The sequence below is a fragment of the uncultured Tateyamaria sp. genome, from assembly GCF_947494755.1.
Lineage (GTDB): Bacteria > Pseudomonadota > Alphaproteobacteria > Rhodobacterales > Rhodobacteraceae > Tateyamaria.
The window spans coordinates 301935-316826 of the sequence record NZ_CANLVZ010000001.1 but is presented as its reverse complement, the minus strand read 5'-3'; the positions used below and the strand labels follow the sequence as shown (position 1 = coordinate 316826).

The following is a 14892-nucleotide window of genomic DNA, read 5'->3' as shown; positions in this document are numbered from 1 at the left end:
TCCGCCTTACGGCATCCCGACCCTTCTTTTGACCCAAAATACCGCGGGGAGTCCGCAAGGACGGGGCAGAGCCCCTCAAATCAAAGACTCACGCGCTTGGCAGCAGGCCAAAGGCGCAAAAAACCCCAGCAGAAAGCCGCGCACCCCCCAACCCATAGTGACAAACCCGGTCAATCAGCGTAAGTTGTACACAAGCGTGGACCAACCACGCAGCAATGCAAAGCAGTACAGGCGGTTCAACATGACCCATAAAATTTTGTCGCGGCGCGCGTTCGCCGCAGGCGCACTGGCCAGCACGGGCGTGCTTGCCGCATGTGGCAACGGCGTCGGCGGACAAGGCTCCAACATCATCGACGCGCGCGTCTCAGCCACCCTCGACGAGATGTATCGCGCCTACCCCAACACCCGAAACCTCGCGCAAAAGGCCAATGGCATCCTCGTGATGCCCCTTGTGACCGAAGCGGGGCTTGGCTTTGGTGGTGCCTACGGGCGCGGCGCGCTTTTGATCGACGAGATCACCGTTGACTACTACTCGGTCGTCAAGGGCTCGGGCGGGTTGCAAATCGGTGCCCAGCAATTCGCGCATGTGCTGTTTTTTATGACCGAAGAGGCGCTGCTGAAATTCCGCCGCTCCCCGGGATGGGCCGCAGGGGGAGATGTGGAATATGTGTTCTCCGATCAAGGCGACGGGGTCGCTGCGGACACAACCACAGCGCTTTCGCCGGTTTTGGCGGCGGTCTTTGCACGGGCCGGTTTGCGGCTTGGGGCAACGCTTGAGGGCACCAAATACACACGCATCATTCCGTGATCAGGGGTCGGCGGGCGGGCGCATTTTGACCCCAGGGGGGTCAAAACAGTCCCGTCCCCCGACCAGACACCTTACCCAAGTGCCTTGAGGCGTTTGAACAGGCTTGACGTGTCCCACCGTCCACCGCCCATCTTCTGGACGTCCTTGTAGAACTGATCGACCAAAGCCGCCACCGGCAGGCTCGCGCCATTCTCATTGGCCGTATCAAGGCAGATGCCCAGATCCTTGCGCATCCAGTCGACCGCAAAACCATGCTCGAACTGATCGTCCAGCATCGTTTCATAGCGATTGTTCATCTGCCACGATCCCGCCGCACCTTGCGAAATCACCTCGACCACCGCGCGACCATCCAGCCCCGCCTTGTCGGCAAAATGCAGCGCCTCGGACAATCCCTGCACCAGCCCTGCAATGGCAATCTGATTGCACATCTTGGTCATCTGGCCTGCACCGCTCTCACCGATCCGGCGGCACAGCTTGGCATAGGACTGCATAATCGGCTCGGCGCGGGCATAGGCACCCTCGTCCCCCCCACACATGATCGACAGCGCGCCATTCTCGGCCCCCGCCTGCCCGCCCGAAATCGGGGCATCCACGAAACTGATCTGCACCGCGTCCGCCGCATCATTAAGCTCGGCCGTCACACGTGCCGAGACCGTGGTGTGATCAATAAACACAGCGCCCGACCCCATTCCGGCAAAGGCACCATCTTCGCCCAGGCACACGCTGCGCAGATCATCGTCATTGCCCACACAGGCCATCACGAAATCCGCACCCTGCGCCGCCTCGCGCGGGGTCTTGGCCATCGCTCCGCCGTGGGCCTCGACCCAATCCTGCGCCCGCGATGCGGTGCGGTTATAGACGGTGACGTCATGCCCTGCGCTTTGCAAATGCCCCGCCATCGGGGCCCCCATCACACCCATACCCAGAAATGCCAGTTTCGCCATGCTGATCCCTTCCAATTTTGCGCCGCCCGTGGCTTGCGCTTCTTCCCTTGCCTACCTAACAGTCACGGCCCAAGGGTCAACGCAGCAACAAGGCATGGCGGCAAGCATATGGCAGTGGTTTTTCAATGGCTGGTGCGGATCACGGCGGGGCTGATCCTGCTTGGGGTGATCGGTGTGGGCATGGTCTATTACCTCGCCGCGCGTTCGCTGCCCAACTACCACACCACCGTGCGGGTGCCTGCGATCTCGGCCCCGGTCGAGATTGTGCGCGACAACGCCAACGTGCCGCACATCTTTGGCGAGACGGACGCGGATGTGTTCCACGGGCTTGGGTTTGCACACGCACAGGATCGGCTGTGGCAAATGATGATGCTGCGGCGCACGGCGCAGGGCCGCCTCAGCGAAGTGTTCGGCACCGCCACGGTCGATATCGACAGTTTTGTGAGACGGCTCGACCTTTACCGCCTGTCGGTCGAGTCTGTTGCCGCGCAGGATGCCGCCACCACTGCCGCACTCACCGCCTATGCCGCCGGGGTCAATGCGCGGCTTGACCAGATCAACGCCGAAGCCCTGGGGCGCGGTGCGCCCGAGATGTTCCTTTTTTCCACGCCACTTGCGCCGTGGCGGCCCGCCGACAGCCTTGCCATTGCCAAACTGATGGGCTTGCAGCTTTCGGGTCATTTGACCGAGGAAGTCCTGCGCGCCCGCATCTCACTGGCGCTTGAGGACGACGCGCGCCTTGCCGACATCCTGCCCGACACTCCCGGGGCCGGCATCGCCAGCCTGCCCGAATACGCCCAGCTTGTGCCGGGGGCCGCGCCCACTTACGCCGCCGCCGCTGAGCGGCCCGCACACCCGCTGTCGCCCTTCAAGACCCGCGGCTTTGCAGGTGCGTCCAATGCATGGGCCGCCGCCGCGTCCCGCTCGGCCTCTGGTGGCACGCTTTTGGCCAATGATCCGCATCTTGGCTTTTCCGCCCCCGCGATCTGGTATCTCGCACGGCTCGAGTTGCGCACCGGCGGTGTCATCGGGGGCAGCATCCCCGGCCTGCCGCTGATCCTGACGGGGCGCTCGGATCGCCTGGGGTGGGGGCTGACAACAGCTTACGTCGATGATCAGGACGTGATGATCGAAGAGCTGAACCCCGACAATTCCGAAGAATACCGCACGCCGGACGGGTTCAAACCGTTCGACTCCCGCGCCTCGATCATCGAGATCAAGGGGGCCGATCCCATCACCCTCACCCTGCGCTGGAGCGACAATGGCCCCGTCCTGCCCGGCAGTTTCCGCAATCTCGGCACGATCACCCCTCCCGGCCATGTGGCCGCACTCGCCTGGACGGTGCTCAGCCCCAATGACACCTCCGTCAGCGGCGCCCTCGGGATCATGAAGGCACAGACCGTGGCCGAGGCGATCACTGCGTCCGAGGCGCATATCGCGCCCGCCCAGAACCTGACCCTCGTGGACCGGGGCAGCATCGCGATGAAAACCGTGGGGGCAATCCCGCGCCGCGACGCCAACCACCAAAGCCAGGGCCGGATGCCTGCGCTCGGATGGCGGCCCGAAAACCGCTGGCAGGGCCGGATGCCCTACACCTCGAACCCCGGCTTTGTGTCGCCCGTGGGCGGGATCCTGGGCAACACGAACAACAAGACGGTCGACCGCCCCTTTCCCAATCACGTGAGCTTTCACTGGGGCGACACGCAGCGGGTGCAGCGCTGGAAGCGGCTGATGCAGGCGCGTGAAGTCCATACCCGCGACAGCTTCATCGAGGCGCAGCTTGATACGGTCAGCTTCACGGCCCGCTCGCTTCTGCCACTGATCGGGGCCGAGCTGTGGTTCACCGGCGAGGCCGCCCCAGATGGAACGCCAGAGCGGCAACGCCAGCGCGCGCTTGCCCTGCTGGCCGAGTGGAACGGTGAGATGAATGAGCACTGGCCCGAGCCGCTGATCTATGCCGCCTGGCTGCGCGCCTTGCAGGACCGCATGGCGCGCGATGATCTGGGGCCGCTGGCGGATGCGCTCACCCATGTTGAGCCGCTGTTCATCGAGCGCGCCTTCCGCGATGTGGACGGGGCGGCGGTGTGGTGTGACGTACGCCAATCCGCCCCGGTGGAGACCTGCGCGGACATGGCACGCCTGTCGCTTGATGATGCGCTGATCTGGATTGGTGAGACCTGGGGCACCCAGCTTGAATCCCTGCGGTGGGGCGATGCGCATCAGGCCACGCATGACCATGCCGTTCTGGGCGAGGTGCCGATCCTGCGTTACTTCGTCAACATCCGTCAATCGACCTCCGGCGGTGACAACACGCTGCAACGCGGCCTGACACGCGGCACTGGCCCCGACCCGTTCGAGAATGTGCATGGCGCAGGCTATCGCGGTGTCTATGATTTCGCCGACCCCAACTCTTCGGTCTTCGTGATTTCCACCGGGCAGTCGGGCCACTTCCTGTCGCGCCACTACGACGATCTGGCGCAACTCTGGCGGCGCGGCGAATATATTCCGATGTCTCTGGATGAAGGCTTGGCGCGGGCGGCTTCGGTCGGCATCACCCGGCTCGAACCGCTCCAGTGACGCGCCCCTTGCCCTTCATTGTTCCAAAAATATGCAAGCAACGGCTGCGCGCGTGACCACGATCCTGTTCAACAAGCCCTTCGGAGTGCTGTCGCAGTTTACCGACAGGGGAACCGAGGGATCGCCGCGCCCTACCCTGTCGGCCTATATCGATCTTCCGGGTGTCTATCCCGCCGGACGGCTGGATCGCGACAGCGAGGGGCTGATGGTGCTGACCAGCGATGGCGCGTTGCAGGCCCGGATCGCACACCCCAAGTTTAAGGCCCCCAAAACCTATTGGGTGCAGGTGGAGGGCGAGATTAAAGAGGATGCCCTGCACGCACTGGCCTCCGGTGTCACGCTGAAGGACGGACCGACCAAGCCTGCGCGCGCCATGCGCATGGACGCACCGGCTGACCTCTGGCCGCGTGATCCGCCCATCAGGGTGCGCAAATCGGTGCCCGACAGTTGGCTGTCACTCACCTTGCGCGAAGGGCGCAACCGGCAGGTGCGACGGATGACGGCGCATGTGGGCTTTCCCACACTGCGGCTGATCCGGGCACGAATTGGTGAGTGGTCTGTGGACGGGCTTGCGCCCGGCGCGTGGCGGGCGATCTGAGCACACCGCCTGCCAGAACTTTCCCCTGAAACAGACCAGACAGACTTCAAAGACCGTCGAAGCGCGCCTTTTGAATGGCGCTCCAGCGGACATCGAAGGCAAAGCCATTCTCATCCTGCCGTTCGGCTTCGACCACGTCCTGTTCAAACAACCACGCGCGCTTGCGCCCCTCGGCATAGGGCAGCACAACCGTTTCTGCGATGACCGCACCTTGCAGGGTCTCGGCCACATGGGTCAGCAGTGCCTCGATCCCTTCGCCGGTGATCGCGGACATCGCAAACACCCCGTCTTCGCGGGCTGCGCGGGCGCGCATCGCTTCGGCCTCTTCGGAGGGCAACAGGTCGATCTTGTTCCAGACTTCGAATTGGGTACGCTCCTCCCCGACACCGAGATCAGCAAGGATTGTCTGAACGTCGTCAGCCTGCGCCTCTGTTTCGGGGTGTGAGATGTCGCGCACATGCAGCACGATGTCAGCCGCCAACACCTCTTCGAGCGTGGCGCGGAAGGAGGCGACCAGTTCCGTGGGCAGATCCGAGATGAAGCCGACCGTGTCGGACAGGATCACCTCTGGGCCATCCTCAAGCTCAACCCGGCGCATGGTCGGATCGAGCGTGGCGAACAGCATATCCTTGGCCATCACGTCCGCCCCGGTCAGGCGGTTGAACAGAGTGGATTTGCCGGCGTTGGTATAACCCACCAAAGCGACGATTGGATAGGGCACCTTGGCGCGCGCGGCGCGGTGCAGGGTGCGGGTCTTGACCACCTTGTCGAGTTGGCGGCGCAGGCGCACAAGCTGGGTGTCGATGGCACGGCGGTCCGCCTCGATCTGGGTCTCGCCGGGGCCGCCAACGAAACCAAGGCCACCGCGTTGCCGTTCGAGGTGGGTCCAGGCGCGCACCAATCGGGTGCGTTGATAGCTGAGTGCGGCCATCTCGACCTGCAACACGCCTTCACGGGTGGCGGCGCGGTCCGAGAAGATTTCGAGGATCAGCCCGGTGCGGTCGAGCAGTTTGACCTTCCACGCTTTCTCTAGATTGCGCTGCTGCACAGGGGTGACGGGGCCATCGATCAGGACCAGTTCGACCTCGGCGTCATGGATCAGCTTGCCCAGTTCCTCGATCTTGCCCGAGCCAAACAGCAGACCGGCCCGCACCTTGGGCAGAGGGACAATCGTTTCGCCCACCACCTGCAATTCAGGCAGGGCATGGGCCAGTGAAACGGCTTCGGCCAGCGCAAACCTGGGCTCGCGCCGGTCTTTGTCGGATTTGATATCGGGGTGGAGAACCCAGGCGCGGGTGAACTCCGGCTGCTCACCCATCAAGAAGCGTCTTCGCCCTCATAAAGGCTGATCGGCTGGCTTGGCATGATCGTCGAGATCGCGTGTTTGTAGACCAGCTGGCTTTGCCCATCCCGGCGCAACAGCACACAAAAGTTGTCAAACCAGGTGATAACACCCTGCAATTTCACGCCGTTGATCAGAAAAATGGTCACTGGAACCTTGGTCTTGCGCACGTGATTGAGAAATGCGTCTTGTAAATTCTGTCTGTCCGAAGCCATGTCGGTTAAACCCTTTTTTTCTTGCTTAGGCCTGCGGATCAGACCGTCCCTCGGCGCGGAGTATGTCGCGGGGGTTGCGAAGATTCCACCCCAAAAAACAGTCCGTTACGGACCTAGTGCGCACACCCGCCTACCCGCGCCACAAATCCGGTGTGAAAAGGGCGATGATCGCCAGTGTCTCAAGGCGCCCCAGCACCATGGCGGCGACAAAAATACTTTTGGCGGCACCGGTCATTTCGATCAGTTGAATGGGCATGTCAGCGGCCACATCCAGCAAGGGACCGGTGGTGGACAGGCCCGCGATCGCGATAATCAGCGCCGTGTCGAAATCGACCCCGGCCAGTGACAAAAGGATCGATACCAGCGCGAGCGTCAACGCAAACAGCATGAAAAAGATCCACGCAATGAAGGCCCCACCCTTTTGCAAGCGCCCGCTCATCGTGGCCGCACCGCCAACCGAGGACGGATGCACCAGCCGCTCCATCTCGCGCAGCCCGTTTTTGTAGAGCGCATAGACCCGTAACAGTTTCACCCCGCCCGCCGTCGTCGCAACCCCGCCACCCACAAGGGCCAGCCCCATCAGCAGCAGCCCCGGCGTCTGCAGCCCGGACCACGACTGCGCGTCCACCCAGTTGGCCGATGCAAAACCGGTGGTTGTCAGAAAGGACAGCACCGTGAATGCGCTGCCCCAGAGCGCGCGGCCCGCATCGCGCAACTCGTCCTCAGCGGCGACGTCGAACGCGCCCATGAAGTGGCGAAAGAACAGAACCAGCGGCACCACGATCACCAGTGCAATCCCGATCCGAAATTCCGGGTCGCGCCGCAGCCCACCGCTATCGACATCCGCCGTGACCGTGTCCGTCGAAAAGGTCAGTCGCGACAAGGCAAACAGCATGAACAGCAGCATCACCGCTTCGCCAGCGATCCCTGCGCCCGCGCCCGTCAGCCCGCCCACGGGCGAGATGCCAGAGGTCGCCATGATCGCCATCGCGTGACACACCGCCGTCAGCGCCGGATCGCCACCGACCGCCAGCAACACCCACAACAGCAGCGTCAGCGCGACGTAAATTGGCACCAGCACGGCGGCGACCTTGGCAATGCGGTTGCGCACTTCGGGGGCCGTCATCCCGAAATCGCGCGAGGATTTGCGCCCGCGTTCGGCCCGCGCCGTGACTTCGAACCCTCCGAGGTTCAGGGGGGCCAGAATGGCCGAGGCCGCGACCCACATCATCAGCCCGCCCATCCAGCCCACGATGGCGCGCCACAGATGCAGCGGGCCATTCAGGCGACCGGGGTCGTCAAACAATGTCGCCCCTGTCGTCGTGATCGCGCTGACCATTTCGACATAGGCATTCAGAAAGGTGGTTGTGCGCAACCCCTCATAGAACGGGACGGCCAAGATCACTGGCAGAAACACAAACGCACACAGCAGCGACAACAAGGGGCCAAGCGTGCCATAGCGCGTCTCGCGGCCCGCATGGGCCAGACCTATCAGCGCGAAGGCGGCCAATCCGAGCAATCCAGAATATAAAAACGCCCGCGCCGTAACCAGTTCGCGCACAACCCCTCCGTACACGGCGGGCACCAGCATCGCGGCAGAGAACAGGCCCACCAACAGCAGGAACAGCGGCAATTGCTGCACGCTTGCCCACAGTCCGGGGCGCTGGTGAGCGCGATCCGGCATCAGAAAAAGTCGATGGACACTTGCATCAGGCGCTCCACCTCGGGGACGTCTTTGGCCAGCGCAAAGATCGCGATCACATCCCCCTCATCGATGCGGGTGCGGCCGACGGGGCGGATCACGTCTGTGCCCTTGCGCACGGCCCCGATCAGCACGCCTTCGGGAAAGTCGATCTCGTTGATCTTCTTGCCTGCGAGTGGCGAGGTCGACAGCACTTCGGCCTCGATCACCTCGGCATCCGCGTCCCCGATGGAATAGACCGAGCGCACGCGCCCGTGCCGGATATGGCGCAGGATCGAGGACACGGTGGTGGCGCGCGGGTTGATATAGGCGTCAATGCCAAGGGGGCCCATCATCGGCACCAGCGTGGGGTCGTTGATCAGCGCGATGGCGTAAGGGCAACCCTCGGCCTTGGCGCGCACGGCCGCCAGCATGTTGGTCTTGTCGTCATCCGTGACCGCCAGCATCGCATCAGCCCGCGAAATGCCCGCCTCGGTCAGCAGGGTCACATCCAGCCCGTCGCCATTCAGCACAATGGTACGCTCCAGCGCCTCGGCAGCCAGTTCGGCGCAGCGCCGGTTGCGTTCGATCATCTTGGCCCGCACCCGCTTGACCCGTTTTTCGAGCGCGCGGGCAACGGTCAGGCCCACATTGCCCCCCCCCACAAGCACGACCCGCTCCTGTTTGGCCATCGTCTTGCCAAAGACCTCCATCGTACGGGGCACATCGTCCACATGGGAAAAGACATAGGCTTCGTCGCCCTCAAACAGCTGGTCGCTGGCTTCGGGGGCAAAAAGGGTGCCGTCGCGGCGCACGCCCACGACCACCACACGCAGGGTGGAAAAGAGGTCGGTCAACTGGCGCAGCGGCGTGTTCAACACCGGGCAGTCGGCATCCAGTGCAATGCCCAAAAGCTGGGCCTGCCCGTCAATGAACAACTCGGTGTCAAAGGCGGCGGGCGCGCTGAGGCGTTGCAACGCGGCCGCGGCCACCTCGCGCTCGGGTGAAATCACCACATCGATGGGCATGTGATCGCGCCGGTAAAGGTCGGAATAGATCGCCGTCAGATAGGACTGGCTGCGCAGCCGTGCGATCTTGCGGTTGATGCCAAAGACCGAGTGGGCCACCTGACAGGTCACCATGTTGACCTCATCCGAATGGGTAGCGGCGATGATCATATCCGCATCGCGCGCGCCGGCCCGGTCGAGCACGTCGGGGTAGCTGGCAAACCCCGCAACCCCTTGAACATCCAGCGTATCCGTCGCACGACGCACGAGTTCGGGGTCGTTGTCGACCACGGTGACGTCGTTGCGTTCACCCGAAAGGTGGCGGGCAATCTGCCAGCCAACCTGACCTGCCCCACAGATGATGACTTTCATCGTTGTCCCCGTGTTGGCGCGCCCCGATGCGCCGCCATTTCAGCCACATGGCATGACAGACCGGACGGCCCCGGTCAACGCTTTGGCCCAAAGGGGGCTGTCGTTCAAATTGATCCCGATGGCGCAAATGGCGATTGTCAAAACCCAGGGCTTGGGCCACTCTTGACGGCATGCGAGGTGTTGTTTCAGTTTTGGTGCTGTCGGGGTTGAGCGGATGCGCGCCTGTATCCACCTACTATGCCGAGGGCGTCAGTTTTGCCCAGCTCGAACGGGATAACACGCGCTGCGATGTGGCCGCCTTGCGCGATGCGCCGGTGGCCACCAAAGTCCGGCAATACCCGCCACGCTACATTTCGCGCAAGGTCTGTAATCACAAGGGGCACTGTTACAATCACGGCGGCTATTGGGTTCCGGGTGAGATTTACTCAGTCGACGTGAACGCCGACCTGCGCGCCCGCGTCAAATCGCTGTGCATGGGAGATCGCGGCTATCGCCCTGTCGAGGTACCCACCTGCCCGCGCGGTGTGGCCGAGGCCGCGCCACTTGGCCCCTCGCCCGTGCTGCCCCGCCTCAACTCCGCCAGCTGTGCTATCCGCACCGAGGGTGGCGGGTTCCGTATCGTCACCCAAGGATAAATATGACTGATTTATACCGTGCAAAGGCCTGCGTGCAGGCCCACCACGCCGCCCTTGCGCGCGCCGATGCGGGCACTGTCGGGGACGCGCTTGCCGAGCATCTGAGCGCAGATGCCACTTGGCGCGGCATGCACCCGTTTCACGTCCAGACCGGCCCTCAGGCCATTGCCGACACCTTCTGGACGCCGCTGTTGACGGCGATGTCGCGGGTGCAGCGGCGACAAGACATCTTCTTTGCCGGACAAAACCATCTGGATGAAGGCCGCGGTACCTGGGTCGCCTCGATGGGCCATTTGATGGCGCTGTTCGACGCACCCTTTCTCGGCATCCAGCCCACCCGCAAGATCGTGATGATCCGCTACGCCGAATTCTCACGCGTCGAGAATGACCAGATCATCGAACAGGCGCTGTTCGTGGACCTGCTGCACCTGATGGCGCAGGCGGGCCAATACCCCCTGCCGGACATGACCGCCGCCCAACTGGTGCAACCCGGGCCGATGACTCATGACGGGCTGCTTTTTGACGATCAGGACCCCGCCGAAGGGCAAAAGACGCTCGACCGCATCCACGCCATGATACACGCTATTGATCAGGCCAATGCAGGTGTCCTGCCGCTGACGCCGCAGCAGGAACTGGCGCGCGACTGGAATGACGACATGATCTGGTGGGGGCCCACAGGCATCGGCGCGACCTATACCATTGATCGCTACGTCGAGCAGCATCAGCGCCCGTTTCGAACCCAATTGGGCGCGCGCACCTTCAACGGGCACATCTGCCGCATGGCCGAAGGGGCTTATGGCGGGTTTTTCGGCTGGCCGAACCTGACGATGGAGTGCACGGGGCCGTTTCTGGGCCTGCCGCCCTCGGGGCAAAAGGCGGATATGCGGGTCGTAGACATCTATCGGCGCGACGGGGACAAGCTGGCCGAAAACTGGGTGTTCATCGACATTCTGCACTTTCTGAACATGCAAGGGCTCGACGTTCTGGCCCAGCTTGGGGTGCGGGCGCGCTAGCCCGCCTCGCTGTCCGCCTCGTCCAGATGCGCTACACGTGCGCCCGCCTTGGATGAGGTCACGACCCCAAGCGATTTCAGTTTGCGGTGCAGGGCCGAGCGTTCCATGCCGACGAAATTCGCCGTGCGGCTGATATTGCCGCCAAAACGGTTGATCTGGGTTAGCAGGTATTCGCGCTCGAACGCCTCGCGGGCCTCGCGCAGCGGCAAGGTCGCCAGCGCGCCCGACAGCACCACGCGCCCCTCTTCGCCCGTCGGCTCTTCGGAGCCGGGCAGCTCGCGTGCCTCGATGGGGCCCGTACCTTCACCCAGGATCAGCACCCGTTCGATCATGTTCTTGAGCTGACGCACATTCCCCGGCCACACCATGGTTTGCAGCAGGGCCGCGGCATCCTCGCTCAGCGCGCGCTTGGGCAGGCCTTGGGCGGTGTTGAACTCCTCGATGAAATGGGCTGCCAGAACGGGAATATCCTCGCGCCGCTCCTCAAGGCTTGGCACCGGGATCGGCACCACGTTCAGACGATGATAGAGCTCCTGACGGAAGGTTTCGGCGGCAATCGCCTGCTCCAGATCACGGTTGGTCGAGGAGATGACGCGCAGATCGACGCGCACCTTGTCGGTGCCACCAACCCGTTGAAATTGTTGATCTACCAGCACCCGCAGGATCTTGGACTGGGTGCCGATGGGCATGTCGGCCACCTCATCGAAATAGATCACGCCGCCATGGGCCTGCTCGAGCAGCCCTTTTTCGATGCCGCGCTCGGGCGTTTCGCGCCCAAACAACACCTCTTCCATGTTTTCAGGCGCGACCCCGGCGCAATTCACGGTGACAAAGGGGGCATCCGCGCGGTTGGATTTGGCGTGGATATAGCGGGCGGCGACCTCTTTGCCCGACCCGGCGGGGCCGGTCAGCATCACGCGGCCATTGGATTTCGTCACCTTATCCAGTTGCGAGATCAGGCCACGGAATGAGGCCGATGATCCGACGATGGCTGATTGGGCGACCTCAGGGCGGCGCAGGCTCTGGTTTTCGCGGCGCAGGCGCGACGTTTCCATGGCGCGGCGAATGACGACAAGCAACTGGTCGATGTTGAAGGGCTTTTCGATGAAGTCATAGGCCCCCTGCTTGATCGCGGCGACAGCGATCTCGATATTGCCGTGGCCCGAAATGATCACCACGGGCACATCCGGGTTGTCGCGCTTGACCGTCTTGAGGATGTCGATCCCGTCCATCCGGCTGTCCTTGAGCCAGATGTCGAGGATCATCAGCGCCGGGGCTGCGGTGTTGATCGCTGCCATCGCATCGTCCGAGTTCCCCGCTAGCCGCGTGGCATAGCCTTCGTCCTCGAGGATATCCGAGATCAGCTCCCGAATATCGCGCTCGTCATCCACGATCAAAATGTCGCTCATACCGCTTGCTCCTGCTCAACTTGGCCCGGGATGGTGATGGGCAGCGTGATGACCGCCATCGCCCCGGCATGTGTCTGGCCCTCGAACGGGGCCGCATCTTCGAGGGTGAGGGTTCCCCCGTGTTCTTCGATAATCTTCTTCACGATGGGCAGGCCAAGGCCGGTGCCTTCGTTTCGGGTCGTGACATAGGGTTCAAACAGGCGTGCGCGATCTTCGGGCAGGCCGATCCCGTTGTCTGCAATCGTGATATGCGCGCCGTTGGTGTCTGTGGTCATCGCAACCTCAACGCGGGGCACGTGCCCTTCGGGTGTGAGCCCCTTTTCGTTCAAGGTCACAATGGCTTCGCCCGCGTTCTTAATCAGGTTTGTCAGGGCCTGCGAAATCATTGTTGCGTCCACATCGCCCATCACAGGCGCGTCCGGCAGATCGGCGTCAAAGGTGACATCCGGCTGCCCGGCGCGCTGAAGCAGGATGGCGTCGCGCACGATTAATGCAATGTCATGGGATTGGCGATCGGGTTCGGGCATCCGCGCAAACTTGGAAAATTCATCGACGATCCGGCGCAGGTCGCCAGTCTGGCGCACGATCACATCCGTCATCTGCTCAAGGCTGTCACTGTCCTCGCCCAGTTTGGGGGCGAATTTGCGTTTGATCCGTTCGGCGCTCAGCTGGATGGGGGTCAGCGGGTTCTTGATTTCATGCGCGATGCGGCGGGCCACATCGCCCCAGGCGGCCATCCGCTGCGCGCTCACAAGGTCGGTCACGTCCTCAAACGCGATCACATAGCCCTCAAGCCGCCCCTCTTCGCTGCGGCGGGTCGCCATGCGCACCAACAGGTTTTCCAAGCGACCTTCGCGGGTCACCTTGACCTCGCCCTGGGTCGTTTCCTGCGGCCCCGCCTTGAGCAAGGCAAACAGCGCCGCCAATTCAGGAATCGCAACCGCGAGAGGGACAGATTCGCGATCCTCCCCCCATTCCAGCAGACGCGCAGCGGAGCGGTTGACGAGTGTCACCTTGCCCTCGGGATCGACCCCGATCACGCCTGAGGTGACGGAGGAGAGCACGGAATCAAACAGGCGACGGCGCCGTTCAATCTGTTCGGTTGTGTCCAGCAGACTTTGCCGTTGCCCTTTGAGTTGCTTGGTCATCTGGTTGAAATAACGGCCCAGCATCGCGATTTCGTCGTCGCCTTCTTCTTCGCGGACCTGCACGTCCAGATCTCCCGCACCGACGCGCTGCGCCGCCCCCGTCAGCCGCCCCACAGGGCCTGACAAACGCTCAGCGAACCAGAACCCAAGCCAGATCGCCGCCAGGATCAGTACCACCGCAAAGCCCAGGTAAAGCACGCCAAAGTCAAACAGCACACGGCCCCTGTCCGCCTCAAGCTGTTGATAAAGCCGCACAGTTTCCTGCGTTTCGTCCAGGAGTGACAGGATTTCGCCGTCCACCTCGCGGCTGATATAAAGAAACCGGTCCACGTAGCTGGCCAGCGGCACCAGCGCGCGGAATTCGTTGTTGGGCCAGTCCTCGATCACCAGCCCGCCGGTTTCAATGGCCTGCGTAATGTGGTCCTGCGTCGGCATCTCGAAATCAAAGAGGTAGGACCGGTCGCCGCGCGTGCGCAAAGCGCCGGTGCCGTCCACCAGAAACGCCTCGCGCAGGCCGCGCTGGACCTGCAGTTGCCCGTCTGCGAGCACTTCGCGGTCGGCCACACTCTGGGCGGCCCGCACCTGATCGATATAACGGGCCAAGGCGCGCGCATCGGTGATCAGGTCTTCGCGCTGTTCGGTCTCATAGGCTTCGGCGGCGGCCAGCGAGTTGCCGACCACCTGGCTGACCCGGTCCGAAAACCAGCCCTCAAGACCAATATTGACGGTCAGCCCCGCAAACACGGCCACAGTCACGGTCGGGATCAACGCCAAAAGCGCAAAAGCGCCCGTCAGACGCATGTGCAAGCGTGACCCGGCAGATTTGGCCCGCCGCGCGGCAATCAAACGCCCGATCTGGGACAGGACAAGGGCGGCAACGACCAGCACATAGACCAGATCGGCCAACAAGATCAGCCGCAAGGACGGCGCGCTTGACCCCTGATCAAGCGGGCCAAGAACAAGGAAAGTGGTGATCGCCAGAACCGGGCCCAAAACCACCAACCCAAGGGTCGCGGCGTTGCGCACACGCCTGCGTCGGCGCAAGCGTGCCAGCGTCATCCACCAAGTGGTGCGTGTCCCAGATGCCACGTGGCATGTCCTCGATGATGTGGCACTTGCGCGCCATTACCGCCATATCCGGTG

Annotated in this window: 12 protein-coding genes; 5 read left to right on the top strand and 7 right to left on the bottom strand. The window is 63.1% G+C overall.

Annotated elements, in window-relative coordinates:
• The first annotated feature begins 241 nt into the window (after positions 1-241).
• Positions 242-808 (top strand): YSC84-related protein, encoded by a 567-nt coding sequence (locus tag Q0908_RS01615; RefSeq protein WP_299280689.1) that lies wholly within the window; start codon positions 242-244, stop codon positions 806-808.
• A gap of 71 nt (positions 809-879) precedes the next feature.
• On the opposite strand, the gene Q0908_RS01610 is transcribed toward Q0908_RS01615, so the two are convergent.
• Entirely contained in the window at positions 880-1758 is an 879-nt protein-coding gene (locus Q0908_RS01610) for an NAD(P)-dependent oxidoreductase (protein WP_299280878.1), read from the bottom strand.
• 102 nt (positions 1759-1860) lie between these two features.
• Here Q0908_RS01610 and Q0908_RS01605 point away from each other — a divergent pair, with 102 nt between their 5' ends.
• Together Q0908_RS01605 and Q0908_RS01600 are read left to right on the top strand one after the other, a co-directional pair.
• A complete protein-coding gene (locus tag Q0908_RS01605) occupies positions 1861-4329 on the top strand; it encodes a penicillin acylase family protein (RefSeq protein WP_299280688.1) in 2469 nt (822 codons plus the stop codon).
• 31 nt (positions 4330-4360) lie between these two features.
• Complete coding sequence (locus tag Q0908_RS01600; protein ID WP_299280687.1) at positions 4361-4927, top strand: rRNA large subunit pseudouridine synthase E; 567 nt, start codon at positions 4361-4363, stop codon at positions 4925-4927.
• A gap of 46 nt (positions 4928-4973) precedes the next feature.
• On the opposite strand, the gene hflX is transcribed toward Q0908_RS01600, so the two are convergent.
• From hflX to trkA, 4 genes are all read right to left on the bottom strand, one after another.
• Positions 4974-6245, bottom strand: a complete 1272-nt coding sequence (gene hflX, locus Q0908_RS01595; protein WP_299280686.1) for a GTPase HflX — start codon at positions 6243-6245, stop codon at positions 4974-4976.
• Positions 6245-6484 (bottom strand): RNA chaperone Hfq, encoded by a 240-nt coding sequence (gene hfq, locus Q0908_RS01590; protein WP_007119530.1) that lies wholly within the window; start codon positions 6482-6484, stop codon positions 6245-6247. The genes hflX and hfq overlap by 1 nt, the downstream gene beginning before the upstream one ends.
• Before the next feature lie 130 nt (positions 6485-6614).
• On the bottom strand, positions 6615-8168 hold the full coding sequence (locus tag Q0908_RS01585) for a potassium transporter TrkG (RefSeq protein ID WP_299280685.1): 1554 nt from the start codon (positions 8166-8168) through the stop codon (positions 6615-6617).
• Positions 8168-9544, bottom strand: a complete 1377-nt coding sequence (trkA, locus tag Q0908_RS01580) for a Trk system potassium transporter TrkA (RefSeq protein ID WP_299280684.1) — start codon at positions 9542-9544, stop codon at positions 8168-8170. The genes Q0908_RS01585 and trkA overlap by 1 nt, the downstream gene beginning before the upstream one ends.
• 170 nt (positions 9545-9714) lie before the next feature.
• Between trkA and Q0908_RS01575 the strand changes: the two genes are divergently transcribed.
• Positions 9715-10179 (top strand): hypothetical protein, encoded by a 465-nt coding sequence (locus Q0908_RS01575; RefSeq protein ID WP_299280683.1) that lies wholly within the window; start codon positions 9715-9717, stop codon positions 10177-10179.
• Positions 10180-10181: 2 nt separating this feature from the next.
• Positions 10182-11192, top strand: coding sequence for an ester cyclase (locus tag Q0908_RS01570; protein WP_299280682.1), 1011 nt, complete (start codon positions 10182-10184; stop codon positions 11190-11192).
• On the opposite strand, the gene Q0908_RS01565 is transcribed toward Q0908_RS01570, so the two are convergent.
• Together Q0908_RS01565 and Q0908_RS01560 are read right to left on the bottom strand one after the other, a co-directional pair.
• Positions 11189-12601 carry a sigma-54 dependent transcriptional regulator gene (locus Q0908_RS01565; protein ID WP_299280681.1) on the bottom strand — a complete coding sequence of 471 codons (1413 nt, stop codon included), beginning with the start codon at positions 12599-12601 and terminating at the stop codon, positions 11189-11191. The genes Q0908_RS01570 and Q0908_RS01565 overlap by 4 nt on opposite strands.
• Positions 12598-14808, bottom strand: a complete 2211-nt coding sequence (locus tag Q0908_RS01560; protein WP_299280877.1) for a PAS domain-containing sensor histidine kinase — start codon at positions 14806-14808, stop codon at positions 12598-12600. Before Q0908_RS01560 ends, Q0908_RS01565 begins: the two co-directional genes overlap by 4 nt.
• Between the last annotated feature and the right edge of the window lie 84 nt (positions 14809-14892).

Excerpts from the sequence above, each read along its gene's own strand:
- Q0908_RS01615 (WP_299280689.1), top strand. The coding sequence starts at position 242 with ATGACCCATAAAATTTTGTCGCGGCGCGCGTTCGCCGCAGGCGCACTG.
- Q0908_RS01605 (WP_299280688.1), top strand. The coding sequence starts at position 1,861 with ATGGCAGTGGTTTTTCAATGGCTGGTGCGGATCACGGCGGGGCTGATC.
- Q0908_RS01600 (WP_299280687.1), top strand. The coding sequence starts at position 4,361 with ATGCAAGCAACGGCTGCGCGCGTGACCACGATCCTGTTCAACAAGCCC.
- hflX (WP_299280686.1), bottom strand. The coding sequence starts at position 6,245 with ATGGGTGAGCAGCCGGAGTTCACCCGCGCCTGGGTTCTCCACCCCGAT.
- hfq (WP_007119530.1), bottom strand. The coding sequence starts at position 6,484 with ATGGCTTCGGACAGACAGAATTTACAAGACGCATTTCTCAATCACGTG.
- Q0908_RS01585 (WP_299280685.1), bottom strand. The coding sequence starts at position 8,168 with ATGCCGGATCGCGCTCACCAGCGCCCCGGACTGTGGGCAAGCGTGCAG.
- trkA (WP_299280684.1), bottom strand. The coding sequence starts at position 9,544 with ATGAAAGTCATCATCTGTGGGGCAGGTCAGGTTGGCTGGCAGATTGCC.
- Q0908_RS01575 (WP_299280683.1), top strand. The coding sequence starts at position 9,715 with ATGCGAGGTGTTGTTTCAGTTTTGGTGCTGTCGGGGTTGAGCGGATGC.
- Q0908_RS01570 (WP_299280682.1), top strand. The coding sequence starts at position 10,182 with ATGACTGATTTATACCGTGCAAAGGCCTGCGTGCAGGCCCACCACGCC.
- Q0908_RS01565 (WP_299280681.1), bottom strand. The coding sequence starts at position 12,601 with ATGAGCGACATTTTGATCGTGGATGACGAGCGCGATATTCGGGAGCTG.
- Q0908_RS01560 (WP_299280877.1), bottom strand. The coding sequence starts at position 14,808 with ATGACGCTGGCACGCTTGCGCCGACGCAGGCGTGTGCGCAACGCCGCG.